The sequence below is a fragment of the Kribbella capetownensis genome (genome assembly GCF_004331485.1).
In the GTDB taxonomy this organism is placed as follows: domain Bacteria; phylum Actinomycetota; class Actinomycetes; order Propionibacteriales; family Kribbellaceae; genus Kribbella; species Kribbella capetownensis.
Genome location: NZ_SJKD01000010.1, coordinates 36,633 through 51,281, shown reverse-complemented (window position 1 = coordinate 51,281; position 14,649 = coordinate 36,633). Strand labels below are relative to the sequence as shown.

General features: G+C 68.4%; 14 protein-coding genes. 7 read left to right on the top strand and 7 right to left on the bottom strand.

Features of this window, described 5'->3' with window-relative positions:
• The 4 genes from E0H75_RS35110 to E0H75_RS35095 all read left to right on the top strand — a co-directional run bounded on the left by E0H75_RS35110 (position 1) and on the right by E0H75_RS35095 (position 4,100).
• Entirely contained in the window at positions 1-780 is a 780-nt protein-coding gene (locus tag E0H75_RS35110) for a 6-phosphogluconolactonase (RefSeq protein WP_131518027.1), read from the top strand.
• Between the two features lie 3 nt (positions 781-783).
• Complete coding sequence (locus tag E0H75_RS35105) at positions 784-2,085, top strand: family 4 glycosyl hydrolase (RefSeq protein ID WP_131518026.1); 1,302 nt, start codon at positions 784-786, stop codon at positions 2,083-2,085.
• Positions 2,082-3,050, top strand: coding sequence for a BadF/BadG/BcrA/BcrD ATPase family protein (locus E0H75_RS35100; RefSeq protein WP_131518025.1), 969 nt, complete (start codon positions 2,082-2,084; stop codon positions 3,048-3,050). Before E0H75_RS35105 ends, E0H75_RS35100 begins: the two co-directional genes overlap by 4 nt.
• Before the next feature lie 75 nt (positions 3,051-3,125).
• A complete protein-coding gene (locus tag E0H75_RS35095; RefSeq protein ID WP_131518024.1) occupies positions 3,126-4,100 on the top strand; it encodes an aldo/keto reductase in 975 nt (324 codons plus the stop codon).
• A 130-nt stretch (positions 4,101-4,230) separates the two neighbouring features.
• Here E0H75_RS35095 and E0H75_RS35090 read toward each other — a convergent pair whose 3' ends face one another.
• Complete coding sequence (locus tag E0H75_RS35090; protein WP_131518023.1) at positions 4,231-5,118, bottom strand: LysR family transcriptional regulator; 888 nt, start codon at positions 5,116-5,118, stop codon at positions 4,231-4,233.
• A gap of 108 nt (positions 5,119-5,226) precedes the next feature.
• Here E0H75_RS35090 and E0H75_RS35085 point away from each other — a divergent pair, with 108 nt between their 5' ends.
• On the top strand, positions 5,227-5,643 hold the full coding sequence (locus tag E0H75_RS35085) for a hypothetical protein (RefSeq protein WP_131518022.1): 417 nt from the start codon (positions 5,227-5,229) through the stop codon (positions 5,641-5,643).
• Between the two features lie 4 nt (positions 5,644-5,647).
• On the opposite strand, the gene E0H75_RS35080 is transcribed toward E0H75_RS35085, so the two are convergent.
• Positions 5,648-5,887, bottom strand: a complete 240-nt coding sequence (locus tag E0H75_RS35080) for a hypothetical protein (RefSeq protein ID WP_131518021.1) — start codon at positions 5,885-5,887, stop codon at positions 5,648-5,650.
• Positions 5,888-5,919: 32 nt separating this feature from the next.
• Positions 5,920-8,871: an AfsR/SARP family transcriptional regulator gene (locus E0H75_RS35075; RefSeq protein WP_131518020.1), complete on the bottom strand. Its 2,952-nt coding sequence runs from the start codon at positions 8,869-8,871 to the stop codon at positions 5,920-5,922.
• Between the two features lie 310 nt (positions 8,872-9,181).
• Between E0H75_RS35075 and E0H75_RS35065 the strand changes: the two genes are divergently transcribed.
• Positions 9,182-9,967, top strand: a complete 786-nt coding sequence (locus E0H75_RS35065; RefSeq protein ID WP_131518019.1) for a L,D-transpeptidase — start codon at positions 9,182-9,184, stop codon at positions 9,965-9,967.
• On the opposite strand, the gene E0H75_RS35060 is transcribed toward E0H75_RS35065, so the two are convergent.
• Positions 9,964-10,587 carry an HD domain-containing protein gene (locus E0H75_RS35060; protein WP_131518018.1) on the bottom strand — a complete coding sequence of 208 codons (624 nt, stop codon included), beginning with the start codon at positions 10,585-10,587 and terminating at the stop codon, positions 9,964-9,966. The two genes, E0H75_RS35065 and E0H75_RS35060, sit on opposite strands and share 4 nt — an antisense overlap.
• Positions 10,588-10,658: 71 nt before the next feature.
• Between E0H75_RS35060 and E0H75_RS35055 the strand changes: the two genes are divergently transcribed.
• The gene (locus E0H75_RS35055; RefSeq protein ID WP_131518017.1) at positions 10,659-11,597 is read left to right on the top strand and encodes a GlxA family transcriptional regulator; all 939 of its coding nucleotides are present in this window, start codon (positions 10,659-10,661) and stop codon (positions 11,595-11,597) included.
• Here E0H75_RS35055 and E0H75_RS35050 read toward each other — a convergent pair.
• The 3 genes from E0H75_RS35050 to E0H75_RS35040 are packed head-to-tail and all read right to left on the bottom strand — an operon-like array spanning position 11,594 to position 14,639.
• Positions 11,594-12,472: a nuclear transport factor 2 family protein gene (locus tag E0H75_RS35050; RefSeq protein ID WP_131518016.1), complete on the bottom strand. Its 879-nt coding sequence runs from the start codon at positions 12,470-12,472 to the stop codon at positions 11,594-11,596. The genes E0H75_RS35055 and E0H75_RS35050 overlap by 4 nt on opposite strands.
• A gap of 4 nt (positions 12,473-12,476) precedes the next feature.
• Positions 12,477-13,853 (bottom strand): amidase, encoded by a 1,377-nt coding sequence (locus E0H75_RS35045; RefSeq protein ID WP_131518015.1) that lies wholly within the window; start codon positions 13,851-13,853, stop codon positions 12,477-12,479.
• A gap of 9 nt (positions 13,854-13,862) precedes the next feature.
• Positions 13,863-14,639 (bottom strand): SDR family NAD(P)-dependent oxidoreductase, encoded by a 777-nt coding sequence (locus E0H75_RS35040; RefSeq protein ID WP_131518014.1) that lies wholly within the window; start codon positions 14,637-14,639, stop codon positions 13,863-13,865.
• Positions 14,640-14,649: the final 10 nt, after the last annotated feature.

The window sequence follows — 14,649 nt, the reverse complement described above, 5'->3', positions numbered from 1 at the left end:
GTGGCGACACCTATCACCGTGATGCCCTCGGCCGCCGAGATCGGCGAGGTCGTCGCGCAGCAGATTCTCGACGGCCTCGCCGCGTCGGATCGCTACGTTGTCGGCTTTCCGGCCGGCCGCAGTGCGACTCCGGTGGCTGCGGCCTTGGATCGGCTCGCGCATCAGAGCGGAGTCCGTGTCGACAATCTGCGGATCGTGATGATGGACGAGTACGTCACCGGCCACGCCGGAGAGTGGAAGCTCCTCTCCCCGCTCACGCCGCACAGCTGCATCGGATGGGCCCGGCGGAATCTCCTCGAGCCTCTCGACGACCTTGGCCTGCGATCGACCAGCCTCATCGCCCCCGACCCCAACGAGCCCGCTGCCTTCGAGAAGGAGCTCATCGATGGAGGCGGCATCGACGTGTTCCTGCTGGCCAGTGGCCAAGGCGACGGTCACGTCGCGCTGAACGGGCCGGGTACGCCGCGGAACGCACCCACGCGCGTCGTCGAGTTGCCGGAGTCGACCCGCAGGGACAACGTGTCCACGTTCCCGAGTCTGCGGTCGCTCGAGGACGTCCCGGCGTACGGCGTCACGATCGGTACGGCGGAACTCGCGGCGCTCTCGCGCTCGGTGGTGATGCTGCTGTGGGGGCCGAACAAGGCGTACGCCTTCGACCGGATCCGCCGGGCCGACAGCTACGCCGCGGAGTGGCCGGCGACGATCGTGCACGACTGCCACAACGCCCGTATCTACGCAGACGAACAAGCCGCACAGTCAGAACGAGAAGGGGTCTCATAGGACATGGCTCGAATCAAGATGGCCTACATCGGCGGAGGATCCTCCAGAGCGGCCGGGACCATGGCGTCGTTCTTGTGGCATGGGCCCGAGTTCGCGGGATCCGAGGTCGTGCTGATCGACAAGGACCCGGAGCGGCTGGAGACCGTCCTCAAGATCGCCAGGAAGCTCGCTGCGGAAGGCGGTGACGGCATCACCGTCACGGCGACGACGGACCAGCGCGCCGGCCTGGCCGACGTCGACGCCGCGCTAACCAGCTACCGTCCCGGCAACTTCGCCGCCCGCGCGCTCGACGAACGCATTCCGATCAAGCACGGTGTCATCGGTCAGGAGACGCAAGGTCCTGGCGGATTCTTCATGGCGCTGCGTTCCATCAACGACATGCGCACCATCACCGACGACCTGCAGGCCGTGGCTCCGGACGCGGTGATCTTCAACTACACCAACCCGGTCAACATCGTCTCCCAGGCTGTCGCCGACCACACGCCCGTACCGATCTACTCGATGTGCGAGGGGCCGATCGTGTTCCCGCCCGTCGTCCTCCGGGCCGCCGGGCTCGACCCCGAGCGAGCCAAGGTCACCATGGCCGGCGTGAACCACAACTGCTGGAGCTACGAGCACCTGTACGACGGGGAAGACGTCATGCCGCTGCTCGACGCGGCGTGGGAACGGCGCAAGGACGACCCGACCCTGGATCCGAACTCCAAGCGTGCACTGCACCTCGCCGTGGTCATGCGGTCGATTCCGTCGGACTACTTCAACTACTACTACTTCCGGAACGAGGTGTTCAGGGATCAGCAGGCCGCGCCCCGGACCCGGTCGGAAGTGATCATGGATGCGGTTCCGGGGTACTGGGATCACTACCGCGAACAAGCTGAGTCCAGCCATCCCCACCTCGACCCGGCCCGGTCGCGGGGCGGGATCCACGAACTCGAACTGGCCATCGACGTGATGAGTGCCTACTACAACGACACGGGCGCGCGGCTGCCCGTCAACCTTCCGAATGCCGACAATGCACTGCCCGGCTTCGATGCGGAGACCGTCGTCGAGGTCTACTGCAGCGTGGACCGGAAGGGCTGCCACATCGAGCCGCAGCAGCCGCTGCCGCTCGCCGTCCGTGGCATCACGCGTCAACTCGCCGACTACCAGATGCTGGCCGCCAAGGCTGCCTGGGAAGGCACGCGGGCCGATGCGATCCGTGCGCTGGTCGCGAACCCGCTGGTGCCCGACCTGTCCATCGCCGAGAACTTGTACGACGAGATGGCCGCGGCGCACGCGGCGTACCTGCCGGAAAGACTTCTTCAGTGACGGACGTCTTTCTTGCGGTCGATGCCGGGAACACCAAGACCTGGGCGGGGCTGACTACGGCCGATGGCGAGCTCGTCGGCCTCGCTCGTGGTGGCGTCGGCGACATCTACGCGCCGGCCGGGGCTGAGGCGGCGAAGGCTGTCGTCCTTGGCCTGGTCGGCGACGTACTCGAGTCGGCGGGACTCCGAGCATCCGACATCAAGCACGCGGCGTTCCGCTTGGCGGGCGTCGATTGGCCGGCGGACGCGCAGTTCTGGAGTGCGACTCTAGAGCCACGCTTCAGTGATCTCAGTATCAAGAACGACGGGTTCGCCCTGATCCGGTGTGGGCGGCTCGATGGGCAGGGGATCTCCGTCGTACTGGGCACCGGGGCCGCGCTGGCGGGCAGGGGCCCGGTGAAGGAGTGGGCGCTGTCGTGGTGGCTGCAGCATCCGCTCGGCGCCGCGGGCCTGGTCGGCGAGGCACTGCGAGCCGTGTACCTGTCGGAGCTCGGACTGGGCGAGTCGACGAAGCTCACCGCCGTACTGCCTCCGCTGTTCGATGTGTCGACGCCGGAGGAGATGCTCGAGCTGACCACCAAGCGGGAGAACACGTTCAACTTCGCGACGTTGGCCGCGCATGCTCCGTCGGTTCTGGCACTGATCGAGGACGACGCTGTTGTGGCTGGGCTCGTGGAGACGCAGGCGTCGCGCCTGGCCGACTACATCGTCAGCCTCGCCAGCAACTGTGGACTGACCGAGCCCGTGACCGTCGTTGCCGGCGGCGGCCTGCTCCGGGAGCCGGGCGCACCTGTGTTCGCAGCGCTCCGCCGTACGTGCGAGGACCGTGAACTCAACCTCGACCTTCGGCACACCCAGGATCCTGCGCTCGTCGGCGCGCTCCTGGACGCGTTGGCCGAAGGTGGGGTGCAGCCGACCGAGGCGGTGCGGAGCAGGTTGTCGGAGGCGGCGCGCACTCACGGCTGACTCAGAAGCTCTGGTGATGGGACTGAGCTGATTCTCTTGTTGGAAGTCTTAGCGGGCGCGCGGGAGGGTGGAGGTATGGACTTTACTCAGCTTGGACGTACGGGACTGAACGTCAGTCGAATCGTGTTGGGGACGATGAACTTCGGACCTCACACCGAGGTGGCGGATGCGCACGCGATCATGGACGCGGCGCACGAGAAGGGGATCAACTTCTTCGACACCGCCAACGGGTACGGGCGGGCGATCTACCCGGGGCGGACCGAAGAGATCATCGGTGAGTGGTTCGCCAAGGACCCCGGGAACCGGCACAAGACGGTGCTGGCGACCAAGGTCTACGGAGACATGGGCGACGGGTGGCCCAACGAAGGCAAGCTGTCGGCGCTGAACATCCGGCGGGCGTTGGACGCGTCGCTGAAGCGGCTGCAGACCGACTACGTGGATCTGTACCAGTTCCACCACGTGGACCGGAACACCCCGTGGGACGAGATCTGGCAGGCGATCGAGGTCGCCATCCAGCAGGGCAAGATCCTGTACGCCGGATCCTCCAACTTCGCGGGATGGCACATCGCGCAGGCGCAGGAGGCGGCGGCGCGGCGCAACTACATCGGCCTGGTCAGCGAGCAGTCGATCTACAACCTGCTCGTGCGGGACGTCGAGCGCGAGGTGCTGCCGGCGGCGCAGGAGTACGGCCTCGGCGTGATCCCGTGGTCGCCGCTGCAGGGCGGTCTGCTCGGTGGCGTCATCCGCAAGGAGAACGAGGGCGTACGCCGGCTCGAGGGTCGCGCCAAGGAGACCCTGGAGCGGCTGCGTCCGCAGATCGAGCAGTACGAGGCCTTCGCCGACGAGCTCGGCCACGAGCCCGGTGAGGTCGCCCTCGCCTGGCTGCTGCACCAGCCCGCCGTCACCGGCCCGATCGTCGGCCCGCGCACGATGGCGCAGCTCGAGTCCGCCGTACGCGCCGTCGACGTCAAACTCGACGAGAAGGCCCTGGCCCGCCTCGACGAAATCTTCCCGGGCTACAAGACCGCCCCCGAGGACTACGCCTGGTAACAGGCCCCGGTCTGATGGGTTGACCCATCAGATGGCGGGTTCACCCAGCGGAATCCGATGGGTGAACCCGCCATCTCGTGGGCTCACCCATCCGCCGCGGGTGGGTGGTGGGCTCAGGCGGCGGCCGGTCTTACTTGTGGACGGCGGTGGTGGGGAGCATGCCTATGAGGGCGTCGGCGGCTAGGGAGGCGGCGGGGCTGGTGGGCATGGCTACTGAGACTTGCCAGTCGGAGGCGCTGCCGGGGGTGAGGGGGACGGTCATGTGGTCGCCTCGTTTGGCGGCGATGCGTTCGGGGACGAGGGCCACGCCAAGGTTGTGGGCGACCAGGGCGAGGAGAGTGTGTACGTCGTTCACCTCGATCGTCACAGGGTGCGCAACGCCGGCGGTGGCGAAGGCGCGGTCGGAGATGGCGCGGGCTCCCCAGGTCGGGTCGAAGTCGACGAACGACTCCCCCACCAGGTCGTCCAAGGAGACGGCGATCGCCGACGCCAAGCGGTGGTCGGGGGCGCACACGAGGACCATCGACTCGGTGGACAGCGGACGAAGGTCGAGGCCGTCGACCGGGTCGCCGGCGGTGGCGACGAACGCGATGTCGAGCCGCCCGGAGGCGAGTTCGTCGAGCATCGGCGTGGAGCCGCCCTGGCGGACCTCGATCTCGACGCCCGGGTAGGCGGAGCGGAACTTGGCCAGCAGAGCCGGTACGTCGACCACACCCAGGCACTGCTCGAGCCCAACAGTCAGGTGACCACGGAGCAGCCCCTGGACCGCGGCGACCGCGTCCTTGGCAGCCTCGGCGGCGGCGAGCGTACGGCGTCCTTCGCACAGGAGGGCACGCCCGGCCTCGGTGAGCTCGACGCTGCGGGTGTTGCGGAGGAAGAGCGGAGCGCGAAGCTCCCGCTCGAGCGCCCGGATGGAGGCGGACAGGCCGGACTGCGAGATCGACATCGCCTCGGCCGCCCGGGTGAAGTGCTTCTGCTCGGCCACCGCGACGAAGTGTTCCAAGTGCCTCAGCTCCATGACTCAGAAGTCTAGTCGATCGAACCAACGCGATTCACCTGTCCCAACTCTCAGGACCGCGCGCAGGCGGGATCGAAGCGCACGGACCGGGGTCGATAGGGTGTGGCTATGGCGGATGAGGAGTTTCGGGTTGAGGTTGTGCTCGGGAACGAAGAGCACGGATTGACGTTCTGGGAGCGGTTCCGGGTGCACGATCTGGACGACGACGCACGCAAGCGGCTCGGCAGTCAGGTGACGGTGACCCGCGACGGGAACCGGATGCTGCTGTACACGCACACCCTCGAGGACGCCCAGGAGGCGGAGCGCACCGCCAAGGCATTGGTTGCCGACGACAACATCATCGCCGAGTACACGGTGACGCGGTGGAACCCGTCCGAGCAGGACTGGACCGACCCGAGCGTCCCGGTCGGCGAGCACGACGCGGCCAGTGACGCCGCGAAGAACAAGGGCATGGAGGTGCCGGACCCCCGGTACGTCGTGATGCAGGCCTACAAGCCGGAGTTCCTCCGCGACCTCGGGCTGTAGACAGCTACGGGGTCCCGTGACCGACCCACGTGAGTAGTCCCAGCTCCGGCTCGTGACGAGGACCGAATTGGCCGCCGTCGACCGTGATCAGTTCGGCGGCGGGCAACCGGCGTACGAGCCACTCGCCGTGTGCGACCGGGACCGAGGTGTCCCCGCGCCAGAACACCGGCGCGCCCTCCGGATCACTCCACACGCACACCTCGAGCTTCCGGCCATCCGGCGCGCTCACCGTTTGCCCAGCCATCGCCCCTCCCTCGTCACGAGAGTAAGCCGAATTCACCAGCCGGGGATGTAGCCGGTCTGTGCATGGATTCGACCAGCAGCCGCAGCGTGGAGGGCGGCGTCGTCGTCGCGTCCCAGCGCGGTATCGCAGCGAGCGAGCAGGTCCTGGGCGTGGTACGTGCCGACGCAGTACTCGACAGCCTCGAGTTCGGTGAGGGCTGCGGCGGCGAGTTCATGGGCGAGCGCCGTACGCCCCTCGCGGAACGTGCATTCGGCCAGCCAGTAGTGGACGTCGGCGAGGATCGTGCCGTAGCCCGACTTGCCGGCCGCGGTGTCGACCTGTTCGAAGTACGAGCGCGCCGCCGCGTGGTCGGCGTCGTGCAGGTGGATCTCGCCGATCACGAGCCGGCTGAAGCATTCGTGGTAGTTCGAGGAGACCTCGAGACTGTCCGCGAGGGCATCCGATGCGTGCTGGAGCGCCGTCGCGTGGTCGTGGAGCCGCCGGTGGAACTCGGCCAGTTGGAGCTTCCAGGCGATCAGGTCCAAGCGGCTGCCGTCCGGCGGCGAGGCCAGGTCGGCCGCGGCTTCGTCGTACCTGCCGAGATCGAGGTACGCCGCCGCCCGGTTGATCCGCACCACCGGGGAATCGCCCGCCGCGGTCAGTGCCAGGCACTCGGTCGCGCACTCGATGGTGTCCCGGAACCGTCCCAGATGCAGATAGTTGAGCGACTGGTTCAGCAAGGCCGTCGGCAGGCGGTCGATCTCGCCGATGGAACGGAACAGCTCGATGCCGGCGGCGAGCAGTTCCGCGGACTTCCGCAACTGGCCCTGATCATTGGAGGCGAGACCGAGGTTGCACAGCAACGCCGCCTCGCCGAGGACGAACCCACCCGACCGGTACAGCTCGATCGCGTTCTCACCGTGCACGGTCACGCTCTCGGCGTCGCCGGTGATCCGCGCCAGCACCCCGAGCGCGTGCTCCATCGCGCCCCGAGCCAGTGGGTCTTGCGGCGCGGACCTGACGCCGAGCTCGACCAGCTTGCGCCACAGGTCGGTCAGGCTGTGTTGATAGAGGTACGGCCGCAGGATGTCCGCGACCAGCCAGGCCGTATCGGACGGGCCTACGGCCAGAGCCCGCGTGGCGACGGCCTCGATGTTCACGAGCTCGGATTCGAGCCAGTCCGTCGGGTCATCGACCGGCACACGCTGGTACGACGTGACCGGCAACCGCACCGCTGTCGGGAGCAACGCATGCACCGCGAAGTCCGCCGTGCCGATGTACCAAGCACACAAGGCGTTCCAGGCCTCGAGCTCCGGAGTCCCGAGGTGGACGCCGTATTCCTTGACGAGGTCGTGCATGACGTAGCGACCGCGTCCGACCGGCTGGAGGAGGCCGGCGGATTCCAGCCGGGTGAGGACATCGGCGTACTCAGGACCGATGAGGGCTTCGGCGGCGCGTTCGCCGAACTCGGGACCGGGGAACAGAGACAGGAGGCGGAAACCGCGTTGGACGGCGGGGTCCAGGAGATCGTACGACGTGGTGAAGGCGGTGCTGACCGCGGTGTCGTCGTCGATGGTGAGGAGTGGGAGTGCGCCGGCGGCACGCATGCGGGAGACGAGGCCGGCCACGGATCCGTGGGTCGCGACGGCACCCGCGATGCGGAGTGCGAGAGGCAGACCGGCGCACATCGCGACGAGCTCGGCCACCGCGTCCTGCAAGTCGTCAGGGGCCGGACGGCTGAGGAGTGAGGTGACCAGGGACGCGCCGTCGCCGGGCGTCAAGGTGGCGACGCTGAGGCCGGTCGCGCCCTCGAGGGCGACCAGGCCGGCGAGTGTGTTGCGGCTCGTGATGAGTACTGCGCTGCCCGGCGTACCAGGTAGCAACGGACGGACCTGAGCGGCATCGCGGGCGTCGTCGAGAACAAGGAGAACGCGGCGACCGGCGAGACGGGCGCGGAACGCGGCGGCGCGGGCGTCGAGATCGTCGGGGATCGCTCGCGGATCGACGCCGGAGGATCGCAGCAAGTCGACGAGTACGTCGTCCGGCCGGCGCGGCTGATCCGACGCCCCACGCAACCGGACGAACCACAACCCGTCGGTGAAGGACGACGCCAGCTGATGCGCGACTCGGACCGCCAGCGCGGTCTTGCCGACGCCCGGAGTGCCGGTCAGTACGACGATCGGGACGCCGCTGGTCTGAACCGCGAGCTTCACGACCTCGTTGATGAGGTCGTCGCGGCCGATGAGGGTGCGGATGTCGAGCGGGAGCTGGTTCTGCCGGGTCCAGTCTCCCGATGGCGGTGACGGCGCCTCGAGAGTCGAGGTCAGGATCGACTGCCGCAGCTCGCGCAGTTCGTCGCCCGGGTCGAGGCCGAACTGGTCCACGAGCCGGTCCGCGATCTCGTCGTACGCCGCCAACGCTTCGGCCTGCCGTCCGCAGCGGTAGAGCGCGATCATCAGCTGTGCGCTGAACCGTTCGCGCAGCGGTTCCTTGGCGCTCGACGCTCGCAACTCGGGCAGGAGGTCGGCGTGATCGCCCTGCGCCAGCCGCGCGTCGTAGTACTGCTCGAGCGCGGTCAGCCGCTCCTCGACCAGCCCGACCGCGTAGTGGTGCTCGACGGCGAGCGGCTCACCGCGCCACTGGTCCAGCGCTCGCTGGAGATGCTCGATCTTCCGCGCTGGGTCGTCGGCGGCCTCCGCAAGATAGGAGCGGAAGGCAACGAGATCGGTGGCCTCGGCAGCCAGCAGGTACCCGCCGGGACGGGTCTGCAGGACGTCCGCACCGACGATGGCGCGCAACCGGCGGACGTAGGTGTGGATCGAGGAGGTCGGGTTCGCGGGCAGGGTCTCGTCCGCCCACAGCCGGTCGATCAGCTCGCCGACCGGGACGACTCGATGCGGCCGCAGCAGCAAGGTGGTGAGGAGCATGCAGAGCCGCGGCGCAGGCGTCGGGACCGGGTGATCGTCGACGACGATCTCGAGCGGACCGAGGATGCGGAACTCCATCGGCCTAGTGTGTCAGCATGCGTGTCGGTTGGCGGGCGCAGGCGATGCTGACCGACGACCTGTTCTTCGCGGGTTTCCGGCTCGAGGGTGTGATCCGCGCCTGCGAGTTCAGGGCTGGAAATACCAGGATCGGTACTTGTACAGCAGGTTGCGGGAGGACCCGGGACCGGTGGTCGGCAACAGTTCGGTGACGGCCCCGGCGGAACGTCCGGTCGGCGGCCCCTCGGCGTACTAGCGTTTCCGGCGTTGCGTTACCGCTTCGAGCGGCGTGGTTCTGCGACTCTGAACAGTGCTGAGGGAGAGGGGAATCATGTCGGGTCGACGTGGTCTGGTGGCCGGTGCGGTCATTCTGTCGTTCGTACTCGCCGGATGTTCCGACGTGGCCGCGAGCGAAACCAGTCCGTCCGACTCGCCTTCCTCCGCCACCAGTACGTCCAGTACGCCGAGCGCGACGCCTTCCGCCGCTCCGACTCCGACGCCGACGGTCAAGCCCACGCCGAAGCCGAAGAAGGTGAAGCAGAAGCCGCAGTACTACGCGCTCCGGGTGGAGAAGCAGCTCGACAAGCTCGGGTACCCGGTGGGCGACGTCGACGGTGACATCACCGTGCGGGCCAAGCAGGCGCTGTGCGCGTGGCGTGAGACCCACGGGCTGCCGGTCAACCGCGCCGGGCTCAACCTGACCGACGCGTACTCGGTGCTCAACGCAACCAAGGCACCGGTGCCGACGCGTGCCCCCGGCATCTATGTGAACAAGACCTGCCAGGTGCTGTACCAGATCGTCGGGAAGACCTACAAGCGGATCGTCTGGGTGTCGACCGGCGGACCCGGCTACGAGACCCCGAACCGCACCGGCAAGGTCTGGCGCAAGTGGGCCGGCGCGCACGAGAGCAGCCTGTACGAGGACGCGTACATGTACGACTCCCTCTACTTCCTGAAGGACCGCCCCGGCATCGCCCTGCACGGCTCCCGGGTGAACTCCCTGGTCAAGCCCTACCCCGCCAGCCACCGCTGCGTCCGGGTCCTCCGCCCCGAAATCCACCAGATCTTCGAAGAAACCCCCATCGGCACCAAGGTCCAGGTCTACGGCGAGTACTAGCTGCCCCAGCGGGAGGTGGCTGCCGCGCGCTCCAGGGATGTGAGTACGTCGGGATCCACTCGTTCCCGGGCGAGTTCGCCTGCCAGGGTGTAGCGGGCAGCGGCGTGAGGCGAACGCGCCGCGTGGCGAACGATGTCGCCGACCAGCACGGCGGCCATGTCCAGCCTCGGATAGCCCCGGTGAATGGCTGTGGCCTGATCATCGGTGACGCAGTCGACGGCGATCCCGAAGTCGGCACTTACGCCCGCGCGGGTGAGACAGGTCAGGGCCCCTCGGCGCTCGGCTATACCCGGCGACGTGTGGAGCGCGATCGCCTCCCAGACCGCGTCCGTCTCATCCGCGCCATAGCCGTGGTTGGTCAGGAAGTCGGCAGCCAGGTCGGCACCTTCGACCTCGAAGCGCTGCTTGCCGGGAGCCGATGTAGAGGTGCCGAGGTCGTGCAGGATGCAGGCGTAGAAGAGCAAGTCGGTGTCGACGGCGACGCCCTCGTGCTCCGCGAGCAGGACCGCGAACAAGTAACTGCGGATGCTGTGGTTGGCGACGGGCTCGCTCTCGAACGATCGGACGTACTCGACGGCTGCGCGGGCCACTGATCCGTCGGGCAGTACAGGGATGCTCATGCTGCGACGGTAGGCGTAGGTCGGCCCCGACTGCGAGTGGCACCTGTGACGTATGCCGATAGGATCGTGCCATGCCTGATCAGGCCCCGCATCGTGTGGCAGTGCTGGTCCTCGACAACGTCCTCGCGCTGGATCTGGGGATTCCCTTGCAGGTCTTCGGCAGTTGGCTCGACGGGCCGTACAGGCTGACGGTGTGCGCTGAGCAGCCGGGACTCGTTCCGGTGCACGGCAGCCCGGCGATCTCCGTCGAGCACGGGCTGGAGAGTCTGAAGTCCGCCGACACCGTCGTCGTTCCTGGTCAGGCCGAGCCGCGCGCTCCCTCGGCCGCGGTCTGCAGCGCGCTGGCGGCGTCGGCGGATCGCGGTGCGCGGATGGTTTCCATCTGCAGCGGCGCGTTTGCCCTGGCCGCCGCCGGCCTGCTCGACGGACGACGTGCCACCACGCACTGGTGGCACGCGGCTTCTCTGGCCAAGCAGTACCCGCAGATCACGGTGGAGCCGAAGGTGCTGTACGTCGACGAGGGCGACGTACTGACCTCGGCCGGAGTCGCCGCGGGGCTGGACCTTTGCCTGCATCTCATCCGCCGTGACTTCGGGGCGCGGATCGCGAACCAACGGGCACGCATGCTGGTCGCCGCACCGCATCGCACCGGCGGCCAGGCGCAGTACATCGACCTCCCTGTGCGGCCCGTAGGTGGGCTGACGGAGCTGTACGAGTGGGCGCTGAGCAACCTGCATGAGCCGCTCACGGTGGACCGACTGGCGCAGCAGGCCGGCCTGTCCCGGCGTACCCTGATCCGCCGCTTCAACACCGAGACCGGGCAGCCACCGATGCGCTGGCTCCTCGAGGCCAGGCTCAGCCACGCGCGGGAACTCCTCGAATCCACCGACCTCACGGTGACGGCCGTGGCGAGACGGTGCGGCCTTGGCACACCAGCCAACTTCCGGGCGCTGTTCAAGGTGCACGTCGGGGTTCCGCCCAGTACGTACCGCGACGCCTTCAGCGGCTAGTGCCGTGGGAGGCGTTCGACGTGGGGCCGAGGGGTGCCGTCGTAGAGGTTTGGGGGGAGGCCGGTGAGGAGTTCGGGCAGGTGGAAGGACTGGAAGAGGGTCAGGTCGAAGAAGGCGACGGCGTGGACGATGCCGACTGCGGTGAGGGCCAGGACCTGGATCTGGAAGGCTCGGTGGACGTTGTCTTTCGGGTCCCGCATGTAGACGGCGAAGGCGGGTTGGTGGTTGGCGTGGATCGGGACCATCAACTGGTCGCCTGGACCCTTGGCCGGGCAGTGCGTCGAGATGAGGCGGCCGATGTTGCGCGGTCCCCGGAACCACGAGGTGAACGGCGGCATCTCCCAGACCGCGTCGTCCGCGAAGAACGTGACGATCGCGGGTACGTCGTACTGCTCGAACGCCTCGCGGTAGCGGGCCAGCAGAGCGTCGTCGGTCACCGACGGCATCGGAGCGTGTAGCGGCGGGAGCTCGACCGGGCCGAGCAGGTCGGTGACCTGGTTGAGTGGCCAGCCTTCCAGGTTGTGCAGCAGGGTGGCCGCTCGTTGAGGGGCGGGGACGTGCTGGAGCGCGGCGATGTAGCCGAGGTCGATCGGGTGGTGGTCGGCGAGGTCGCTCGGAATCGGTTCGAGCCAGAGGACCTCGGAGCGTTGGTGCAGCTCGCCTTCCGGATCGTCGCTCGCGGCGGCGAGGTCAGTGGGGAGCGGACGGCTACCCGCTCGGGTCAGACACTCGCGAGTGGCGAATTCGTACGATCCTCGCGCGGATTCGGCGACCTCGAGGGCCTCGGTGATCGAGGCCAGCATCCGGTAGCAGTGCGAGATCAGCCCACGCTGCAGTGCGTCGGCGTGCGTCGAAGCCTGACCGGATCCGTCCATCGCGTCACCCCAGGGGCCAGTTTCGCCGCTCGGTCTGCTGGCTGTCGAGGTATCCGGCCAGTCCGAGCGCGGTCAGATCCTGATGATGCGGTACGGCGAGCTGCGCACCGATCGGCAGACCCGAGGCGGACCAGCCGACGTTCACCGTGGTCGCCGGATGCGCTGACATGTTGTACGGAACCGTGAACGCGATGTGTTCGAACGGCTTCGACGGATCGTCGGTCGGGTACGCCAGCTCGGCCGGGAACGCCGTGATCGGAGCCACCGGCGACAAGATGACGTCGTACGACGTGAAGATGGCGGTGACCGCAGCCGCCATCGCACCCATCTGGCTGTACCCGTGGAAGACATCGAAGCCGGACAGGTCGCCGGCTGTGGACACCCAGGAACGGATCTGCGGGAGGACCTTGGCGCGGCGGTCCTCGGGCAGGGCGGCGATGTCCACGGCCGACCGGACCCGCCAGAAGCGGTCCAGGCCGTCGAGCATCTCGCGAGTGATGATCGGGCCGATCGGTTCGACCGTCGCGCCGGCCTTCTCGAGTACGGCGGCCGCCGCCGAGACCGCTGCGGTGACCTCGGGGTCGACGGGCAGTCCGAGGCCGGCGTCCAGCAGGAGAGCCACGCGGAGACCGTGCGGGAGAGCGCTCTCGTCGTAGCTCTCCGGGGTCGGGGGGAAGGATGTATGGTCGCGCGGCTCGTACCCGGACATGACCGACACCGTCAGCGCCGCGTCTCGCGCCGTACGCGTCAGAGGCCCGATCGCCCGGCCTGGGTAAGGATTGCCGACCGCGATCCGGCCGTGGGTGGGCTTGAGGCCGACGAGGCCGCACCAACCTGCGGGCAGGCGGATCGACCCACCGATGTCCGTGCCGACGTGGATCGGGCCGTAGCCCGCCGCCGCGGCCGCTGCGGCGCCGGCGCTCGAGCCGCCGGCCGTCTTCGACAGATCCCACGGATTGCGGGTCAGGTGATGGAACGTGGAGACGCCGGACGAGAGCATCCCGTACTCCGGCATCGTCGTCTTGCTGAAGATCACCGCACCCGCGGCCCGCAGGCGTGCTGCCGCGGGTGCGTCTTCGGTGGCCGGGATGAGCTCGGTCGCCGCGGTGCCCTGTGGGACCGGGGTGCCGCGGGTGGCGATGTTCTCCTTGACGGTGACCGGTACGCCCTCCAGCGGTCTGGCGGTTCCGTCACGCCAGCGGCCCTCGGACTCCAGCGCCGCTGCACGGGCGCCGTCCGGGTCGAGCGCGTACGTCGCGCAGATCCGAGGCTCGAGCTCCTCGACCCGTGCGAGCACGTCCTCGATCACCTCGACCGGTGAGAGCGCACCCTCGCGGTACTTCGCCAGCAGATCGGTCGCAGTCAGGTCAGCGAGAGTCATCCGTGCTCCTCAGTTCGGCGGATCGAAGCGGCCATCGACCGCGGTCCAGCCGCCGTCGACGGCCAGGACGCTGCCAGTGACGAAGCTGGCGGCATCGGAGGCGAGGTAGACGACCGCGCCGGCGAGTTCCTCCGGGCCCGCCCAGCGGCCGAGCGCCCCCTTCTGTGCATAGGCGTCGTACCAGGCCTGGTTCGCCTTGATCTGGGCGGTGAGCGGTGTCTCGACGACGCCCGGCGCGATCGCATTCACCCGTACGCCGCTGGGACCGAGCTCGGCGGCTGCCGTCCTCAGCAGCTGGACGAGGCCCGCCTTGGTTGCCGCGTACACCGATTGGCCCGGCTCCACCGTCGTACCGCGGATCGAGCTGAAGCCGATGATGCTGCCGCTCCCCCGCTCCGCCATCTGCTTGCCGAAGGCACGCACCAGCTGGAACGACGCCCGCAGGTTGAGCGCCACGACGCGGTCGAAATCCTCACTGGTGTAGTCGAGGATCCGCTTGCGCACATTGGTCGCCGCGGTGAACACGAGCACGTCCACATCCCCGAGCTCGTCGACCGCTCGGGTGATCGCGTCGTCGTCCAGCACGTCCAGCTCGTAGGCGACGAGTTGGGACCCGTTGCCTTGGGCCACGGTCTGTTCGGCGGCCGGGAGGTCACGGTCGGCGCAGGTGACGCGGGCACCATGGGCGGCGAGAGCCAGTGCGCTCTCCCTGCCGATCCCACTGCCGCTGCCGATGACGAGGACGTGCTTGCCGTCCAGGCGGAAGAGGTTCGCGTAGTCGGTCACGGGCGGGTTC

Coding starts and splice junctions, on each gene's coding strand:
- E0H75_RS35105 (WP_131518026.1), top strand. CDS start 784: ATGGCTCGAATCAAGATGGCCTACATCGGCGGAGGATCCTCCAGAGCG.
- E0H75_RS35095 (WP_131518024.1), top strand. CDS start 3,126: ATGGACTTTACTCAGCTTGGACGTACGGGACTGAACGTCAGTCGAATC.
- E0H75_RS35090 (WP_131518023.1), bottom strand. CDS start 5,118: ATGGAGCTGAGGCACTTGGAACACTTCGTCGCGGTGGCCGAGCAGAAG.
- E0H75_RS35085 (WP_131518022.1), top strand. CDS start 5,227: ATGGCGGATGAGGAGTTTCGGGTTGAGGTTGTGCTCGGGAACGAAGAG.
- E0H75_RS35080 (WP_131518021.1), bottom strand. CDS start 5,887: ATGGCTGGGCAAACGGTGAGCGCGCCGGATGGCCGGAAGCTCGAGGTG.
- E0H75_RS35075 (WP_131518020.1), bottom strand. CDS start 8,871: ATGGAGTTCCGCATCCTCGGTCCGCTCGAGATCGTCGTCGACGATCAC.
- E0H75_RS35065 (WP_131518019.1), top strand. CDS start 9,182: ATGTCGGGTCGACGTGGTCTGGTGGCCGGTGCGGTCATTCTGTCGTTC.
- E0H75_RS35060 (WP_131518018.1), bottom strand. CDS start 10,587: ATGAGCATCCCTGTACTGCCCGACGGATCAGTGGCCCGCGCAGCCGTC.
- E0H75_RS35055 (WP_131518017.1), top strand. CDS start 10,659: ATGCCTGATCAGGCCCCGCATCGTGTGGCAGTGCTGGTCCTCGACAAC.
- E0H75_RS35050 (WP_131518016.1), bottom strand. CDS start 12,472: ATGGACGGATCCGGTCAGGCTTCGACGCACGCCGACGCACTGCAGCGT.
- E0H75_RS35045 (WP_131518015.1), bottom strand. CDS start 13,853: ATGACTCTCGCTGACCTGACTGCGACCGATCTGCTGGCGAAGTACCGC.